Source organism: Microcoleus sp. B5-D4, from assembly GCF_036705145.1.
Lineage (GTDB): Bacteria > Cyanobacteriota > Cyanobacteriia > Cyanobacteriales > Microcoleaceae > Microcoleus.
In genome coordinates, this window is sequence record NZ_JAUBTV010000085.1 from 23076 (window position 1) to 30285 (window position 7210).

The 7210-nt window shown below is 44.4% G+C and carries 5 protein-coding genes; 3 read left to right on the forward strand and 2 right to left on the reverse strand.

The genetic code is table 11. The features are described 5' to 3' along the window. Positions 1-257 precede the first annotated feature (257 nt). The 3 genes from QUB10_RS27860 (at position 258) to QUB10_RS27870 (ending at position 4493) form a co-directional block, all read left to right on the forward strand. Positions 258-1937 (forward strand): AarF/ABC1/UbiB kinase family protein, encoded by a 1680-nt coding sequence (locus QUB10_RS27860; RefSeq protein ID WP_333206445.1) that lies wholly within the window; start codon positions 258-260, stop codon positions 1935-1937. A 224-nt stretch (positions 1938-2161) separates the two neighbouring features. Continuing rightward, on the forward strand, positions 2162-3250 hold the full coding sequence (gene galT, locus QUB10_RS27865; RefSeq protein WP_333206447.1) for a galactose-1-phosphate uridylyltransferase: 1089 nt from the start codon (positions 2162-2164) through the stop codon (positions 3248-3250). A gap of 145 nt (positions 3251-3395) precedes the next feature. Then, a complete protein-coding gene (locus QUB10_RS27870; protein ID WP_333206448.1) occupies positions 3396-4493 on the forward strand; it encodes a M24 family metallopeptidase in 1098 nt (365 codons plus the stop codon). Between the two features lie 291 nt (positions 4494-4784). Here the strand turns inward: QUB10_RS27870 and QUB10_RS27875 are convergent, their stop codons facing one another. Next, on the reverse strand, positions 4785-5036 hold the full coding sequence (locus QUB10_RS27875; protein WP_242725377.1) for a TIGR02450 family Trp-rich protein: 252 nt from the start codon (positions 5034-5036) through the stop codon (positions 4785-4787). Positions 5037-5789: 753 nt separating this feature from the next. Next, positions 5790-6014, reverse strand: a complete 225-nt coding sequence (locus tag QUB10_RS27880) for a hypothetical protein (protein WP_006635912.1) — start codon at positions 6012-6014, stop codon at positions 5790-5792. Positions 6015-7210 lie beyond the last annotated feature (1196 nt).

Genomic DNA, 7210 nt, shown 5'->3' on the forward strand with positions numbered 1-7210 from the left:
TATTTGTCCGTAATTAGCGCGTGTTTGTAGTGAGTGCGACTGTCCTCTATTTATTAATTAATCAGGGCTTGCATTACTTACTAGGAACTTAATTATAATTGTATAGTCTGAGATGATATTACGCAGTATAGACCAAAGAAACTGAGTTTTTTAACTGTTTCAAAGGCCTGCAACCCGTCTTTTCTTACAAGTCGGTTTCTGCGTCCTGGATTGTCCCTAAAAATTGTCACGGTGCATGGAATTCGATCGCCAATATTATGCTCACAAAAGCTGCACCTAAAACCCTGCGTTGGCAACGTTCTAAATATTCGCCACTGGCACGGCAAATAGACATTTTTGCAGCGGCGGGAAAGTTTATGTTTTTTTTGTGGTGGGACGCACTGCTGCAAAATAATTCGCCTCATACTAGAAGAATTCGCGCTCATTGGTTGGTCAATACTTTGCTGAATTTAGGCCCGACTTTTATTAAAATCGGGCAGTCTCTCTCGACTCGGGCGGATTTGCTGCCGCTTGAGTATGTGAAGGAACTCGAACAGTTGCAGGATCGGGTTCCTCCGTTTAGTTCCGAAGAGGCGATCGCTCTTGTAGAATCAGAGTTAGGCAAGGATATTTATGCTTTGTACCGCGATTTTGACCCGTCGCCTCTGGCTGCTGCTAGTCTGGGACAGGTGCACAAAGCAAGGCTGCACACCGGGGAAGATGTGATTGTAAAGGTGCAGCGTCCCGGTTTGGAAAGTTTATTTGATTTGGATGTCAAGGCGGTGCGCCAAGTGATGCGTTTTTGCGATCGCTATTTGCCTGGGACGCGCAAATATGACCTGGAATCTATTTATCACGAGTTTTTTAAGATTTTATATCAAGAAATTGACTACCTGCAAGAAGGTAAAAATTCCGATCGCTTTAGCCATAATTTTCGAGAATATCCTCAGATTATTGTCCCGAAAGTCTACTGGCAATACACGACTAAAAAAGTTCTGACTCTAGAATACGCACCCGGTATTAAGGTGGACGACCGCATTAGTTTAGAGGCGATTGGAGTCGATATTGTGAAGCTCAATCAACTCGGAATTTGCTGTTATTTAAAACAGTTGTTAATAGACGGTTTTTTTCAAGCTGACCCGCATCCAGGAAATTTGGCGGTGACAGAAGATGGTAGCTTGATTTTTTACGATTTTGGGATGATGGCGGAGGTGAAGTCTCTGGCTAAAGACCAAATGGTCAAGACTTTTTTTGCTGTGATGAGAAAGGATACTGACGAGGTACTCAATACTTTAATTACGATCGGCTTAGTTGAGCGGATGCCGGATATGATGCCGGTACGCAGGTTGATTGCTTTTCTGTTGGATAAGTTTATTGATAAGCCGATCGACTTTCAAGCTTTTAATGAAATTAAGAAGGAACTTTACATCATGTTCGAGCAGCAACCGTTTCGCTTGCCTGCAGAAATGATGTTTATTGTCAAGTCAGTCACGACTCTCGACGGCATTGCTAGAACTCTCGACCCTAACTACAATTTCCTAGCATCCGCTCAGCCTTTTGTCAAGAGTATTGCGGTGAGCAAGGGGCGGGGAAATGCGATCGGAGAATTGGCAAGGCAAGCACGGAGTTTTATTACATATAAGTTACGGCAGCCGAGCAAATCGCAAGTTTTTCTCAACCGTTTGGAGCAGCGAATTGAAGAGGGCGAAATGCAAATTAGAGTGCGAAATCTAGAGAGCGAAAGAGCCTTGAAACGCATTAATTTAGCCCTGAAAACTCTAATTTTCGCTTGTTTGACTGGTTTTGTGTTTTTGTCGGGTGCGGTGCTGTTGGTGGGCGGATATCAAACGGGGGCGATCGCAGCTTTTGCGGTTTCGGGATTGGGCGGCTTGTTTGTGTTGCGCTCGTTGTTAGACTTGTTGGTTAAGGAAAAGCTCGATCGAATGGTCGATCAATAAATATACTGGGTAATTGGGAATTGCGATCGTAAGCTGCTACGCATCTAAATTGAATCCAGATCCAAGCTCTCCAGCCCGTTCTACAATACCACACGATCGGCTGACGTTGGTACTGCCAACTCAACTTGTTAACCTAATTTGCGACTTTAGGTAGGGGCGGATTCTCAAAGCACGAAGTTATACTCCTAACATATATTAAACGCGATCGCCCGCCCCTACAAAAAATGTACGCCCAAAAATTGCTAAAACCAGACGGCCGCCCACTCACACTGTATAGCCGCTACCCAATCCCAGAAGGTATCGCGGCCGTAAGTCCCAGCAATGAACCCGTAGAGGCCAACCCGCACTTTCGCTGGCATCCTTTGCGGGGGGAATGGGTAGCATACGCCAGCCACCGTCAGGGAAGAACTTTCATGCCACCACCGGAATACAACCCGCTGGCTGCTACAATTAACCCTAAGTTTCCGACAGAATTGCCGCCGGGAGATTACGATGTAGCAGTGTTTGACAACCGCTTTCCCTCGCTGACTTTGCAAGCAAAAAACGCACCTGCAAATATTGTCGAAACTTTGCCAGCTAAGGGCATTTGCGAAGTCGTTGTTTTCACTCAAGATCCGCTGGCTTCCCTCGGTTCTTTGGAGTTATCTCACTTGGAATTATTGTTAGAAGTATGGGCAGATCGCACTTCAGTTATTGGCAGCAATTCCGAAATTCAATACGTCTTGCCCTTTGAAAATCGCGGCGTCGAAGTTGGAGTAACTTTGCACCATCCTCACGGTCAAATTTACGCTTATCCATTGGTGCCACCGGTGCCGGCACGGATGTTAGAATGTCAATCGGTTTACTATCAAAAAAACGGTAGCGGTTTGCTGCAAGATTTGATTCAAAAAGAGATTTCCGACAACCAGCGAATTATTTATTTAGACGAAGAGGCGATCGCCTTTGTCCCCGCTTGTGCCCGCTACCCTTACGAAGTGTGGATTGCCCCGGTCGCCCCCGCTGCTACATTTGTCGATTTGACCCAAAAACAGCGTCAATCACTGGCTAAAGCCTTAAAAACAGTCACCCTCAAATACGACGGTTTGTGGCATCGCCCCTTCCCTTATTTGATGGCTTGGTTTCAAGGGCCCACAGACGGGAAACCCCATCCAGAAGCGCATTTGCACGCCCAATTTTATCCGCCCTATCGATCGAGCGATCGGCTAAAATACCTAGCAGGAACCGAACTCGCCGCCGGAATGTTTGCCAACGACGCTTTACCCGAAGAAAAAGCTAAAGAATTGCAAGCAGTATCTATCGATTTTAGATTTTAGATTTTAGATTTTAGACATTGTAGATTTTAGATTTAGGAAATGTTAACTAAAATCAGTGATTTTCTTTTTTCTTCCTTCTGCCTTCCCCCCTTCTGGGGCAGGGGGGAGTTGACTTCTTCCTTCTTCCTTCTTCCTTATTTCATATATGATAAACTCATTCAACAAAGAAGTCGATTTAAAACTCGAATTCATCCGCAAAGCCTTAAGCGAAACAAAAGCCATCGCCCTTCGCTTGCGAGGCACTGACTGGTTTGCCTGGGCCACAGCCGGCGGTTCCCATACAGTATTGCTAACCGCAGAAACCGGAGTTGCAGAAATATTAATTACCGCCGAAAACGCTTGGGTTCTCACCGATGAAATCGAAGCTCAACGCTTGCAGGACGAGGAATTGCCAGCCAACTTTCAAATGCACATCTATCCTTGGGCTGATGTTGCACAGCGCGAAGCTTTTGTCAAAGAAATTACTGGTGGCGGTAACGTTATGAGCGATCGGCCAAATTCCCAAGAAATGCCAATAATCGCATCTTTACAGTCTCGCAAACAGACAATGATGTCAAGCGAATTAGAGCGATACCGGCGAGTCGGGCGTTTAGCCAGCGAAGCGATGACAGAGGTACTTTCCGCAGCCAAACCAACATGGACAGAATATCAGCTAGCCGGAGCCGGTGCAGAGGCTTTGTGGGCGAGAGGTTTGCATCCAGCACTTACCTTAGTTGCTGGAGAAAGGCGTTTGCCACTGTACCGCCACGCCACAGCAACCGCCGAACAAATTGGACGACAAGCAATGTTAGTATTTTGCGCGAGGGGAGGGGGTTTGTATGCAAATTTAACTAGATTTGTCTGTTTCGATTTTCTTGGGGAAAAGTATTCAGAGTTGCACCGACAAGTCAGAGAAATTGAAGCAGCGGCGCTAAATTTTTGCCGACCGGGAGTAACGCTGAATGCGGTTTATGATACGCTTAAAACTGCTTACGAAGAACACGGATATCCTCAAGCAATTGCGGAACATCATCAAGGCGGAACTACTGGATATTTGGCGCGGGAAATTGTGGCGAATCCGGCAACTTCAGATATTTTGGCAGAAAATATGGCTGTGGCTTGGAATCCGAGTTTGTCGGGAGCCAAAATTGAGGATACATTTGTAATTCACAGCGATGGAACGTTGGAAAATTTGACTTTCGATCCGAATTGGCCGAGTGTAGAAGTAGCGGGAAGGTTGCGCCCTGTGCCGCTGGAAATATAGGACGATCGACCTTAGTCAATTTAACTTATCGCTTTAGAGAAAAAAAGTACACTACCCTACAAAACGAATTAAATTGAGTTCGGATCGCCGTACTTAATGTTTTGTTACATACTTAGGATTTTTCCCACCGACTTACTTAAGCAAAAACGCTGCCACATAAGGGTTTCCCGAACTTGTAGTCATGTAAAAGATTTTTCAAAACCTGCAAAGTCTCACTCCGTATTGGTTTGGATCGGAACGATAGCAGCAGGCGGCGGAAGTTCGGCTCACTCTACCCCACAGCCCTGTCTTTTAGTCTGCAGTTTCTAATTCCTCTAATTCTTGCGTAGACTGCCATCCAGCTTGCCAGAGCGATCGGTCTTTGAGCTGTGCGGCGTTCAGCCAAAAACGCACATTTGGATCGCAAGCCGCCACCATTTCTGCAAATACCCATTTACCTTCGTTTTTTCGGTTGACCACTTGAAAGTGTCGCCACCCCCAAGTTTTTTGGTGTGAAGTCCATCGGGAACCAACTAAATAAGGAAATTTTTGTTTTTTGCTCACAGTATTTTTGTGGAAAAATATATTAGAAAGCAAGTGAATTGTAATATAGCCATCCTAAATCCTTTGTGTAATTCTTGTAGGGGCAAAACCCACGCCCGGTTGCCCCCATGAGGCCGGGGTAGGCAAAGAAAGGCACTATCCCTACCTCTTTGTACGACTCCTGCAAGGATTGCTATAACTCGTTCTGTTTGATGATATTAATTCCCTATCAAAGCTCGTCAAATCCTCTCCCCTTCTCTCGAACATAACAAATAATATACAGGCGCTGCAGCTTACATGAGAGTTCACCTAAACTCTATCTGCAAGTAGATGCGTTTATTGTAACTTGCAGCCGTTTCGCATCGAGAGTCAAAAGTAAGGGCAGTTCAATGACTGCCCCTGTAATTAGTTATACCTATTGAATAGGATAATTTTTCAGGCGATCCACAAATAGCCTATTTATCCAATACGAGCTACATCGTGAATCTCAAATCTAAAAGCAAATAACCCAGGTTATAGTTGTGCACAATAATCCGTTCTGTGAAACTTAGTCAAATCTACTTTTAGAGCAGGTTTGACGTTCACTTCCTGCTTCTACCAAGGCGGTCGGCCGCTTCTTGTCCACAGGCGTGTTTTTGAGCCCAACTTTCCCTACAAACATTTTTTCAATCTTGATCGTGTTTCATTGATCCTGTACAGCTCAATAAAAACGCACTTTTAGGTAAGATTGACTAATTTCTTTGATTCTGTCGCTACCTCTTGATTACTTCCCTGTTAAGGCTTTTGGCCGGATAAGTCCAGAGGAAGTTGGGGAAGCCGGAGGCGAACCGCATTTGTTTGCAGCCAAAGAGTGATGGCGTGCTTCCGTTGCGGAGTCACGTACTCTCCGGGTCGGATCACGCCAGCACAGACGCCGATGTTTTTAATAAGGGTTTCTCGCTCCGATGAACTTGCACCCTGTAGCAACCTGACTTGGGCTTTGATAAAATCCACGTTCATAGCTGAAAGTAAAAGTAAGTAAAGAACTCAGTTAAATAGCGATGCTTTGATTCCGATTGTAACTCTAAAACCACTTGGTATGAATCAAATTGATTCAACATCCCCATCCTGGGGATCGGGGGGTCTAGAGCTAGCCAACTTTATTTACTTTATCTGTTTTTGCTAGCAAAAGTGTCACTATGCTAGCAGTTTTGGCAGAATTCTTTATAGTTAAGAACTGTTACAAATTTGGCTCGATTTCCACAATACGGCAGAGTTTAGTGCTAACGCTACTTTCCTGAACTCAAAAAGTTCAGCATTGTCTCCAACTCCTTGCCTTGCTAGGTTTTAGACTCCCGGATTGGGAAGCGATCGCTCAAGGAATATTCCTCTTCGATCGCCCCTCTTAACACCCGGACACTGCCACATCACCCTATTGATTTAGATCGTCCCCTAGACTTGGCTGTGGACTATAACTTCAGGCATACGTGTTGTTACCGGGGCTACAATAAGCGAGCAAGTTTTTATTCTTGTTTCTCAAGGAAATATTTTTAGGATTTTCTTGCAAAGCCCTTATTTGTGTTAATTAAGGCAGCTTTGTGATCTCCGGGCCAACGAAGACTCCCAGCTTGTGAACCCAGATATTTAGTGCTGTGTGGCGGTGAATCTGTTTCCTGAATTCATTGGGGGCGATCGCTCCGACGCGAGAATTGCCAGTAACGGCTCATTTTGTATAATTCATAACAGAGCGCTCACTGCTAATAATTTAAAAACAGCACAAGTTTAAACAGTCTTCCATCCGTCGATTGCTCCTAATAGCCCACAAAGAGGAATCCAAAAAAATAACTCTGCCTACCCGATTTTTCAAGGCGATTTTGCCTTAGCCCTTGCCTTAGATAGCAATTTGATATAGCCCTATTTGGTGGACACTCAAGTTGTTAAAATTAACTATAGATTAAGCTGATAAGCCTACGTGATAAAATACAAAACTCAACTCTTTTAATTTGCCATTCTAATTAACTCATTTAGGACTTGTTCATCATAAAAAAATATATTTACAGCAATCCTTATTGTTAAAAAAACTCATTTTTGAAGGTGGAGGCGCCGGCTTAGGGAACTCTGAACGTTAATTAAAGATATGGTAGTGATAAATATGTAGTGATTAGATATTCATTTGCTCAAAACATAGTTGTAATGATGAATAAAATACCAAATAG

Coding starts and splice junctions, on each gene's coding strand:
- QUB10_RS27860 (WP_333206445.1), top strand. CDS start 258: ATGCTCACAAAAGCTGCACCTAAAACCCTGCGTTGGCAACGTTCTAAA.
- galT (WP_333206447.1), top strand. CDS start 2,162: ATGTACGCCCAAAAATTGCTAAAACCAGACGGCCGCCCACTCACACTG.
- QUB10_RS27870 (WP_333206448.1), top strand. CDS start 3,396: ATGATAAACTCATTCAACAAAGAAGTCGATTTAAAACTCGAATTCATC.
- QUB10_RS27880 (WP_006635912.1), bottom strand. CDS start 6,014: ATGAACGTGGATTTTATCAAAGCCCAAGTCAGGTTGCTACAGGGTGCA.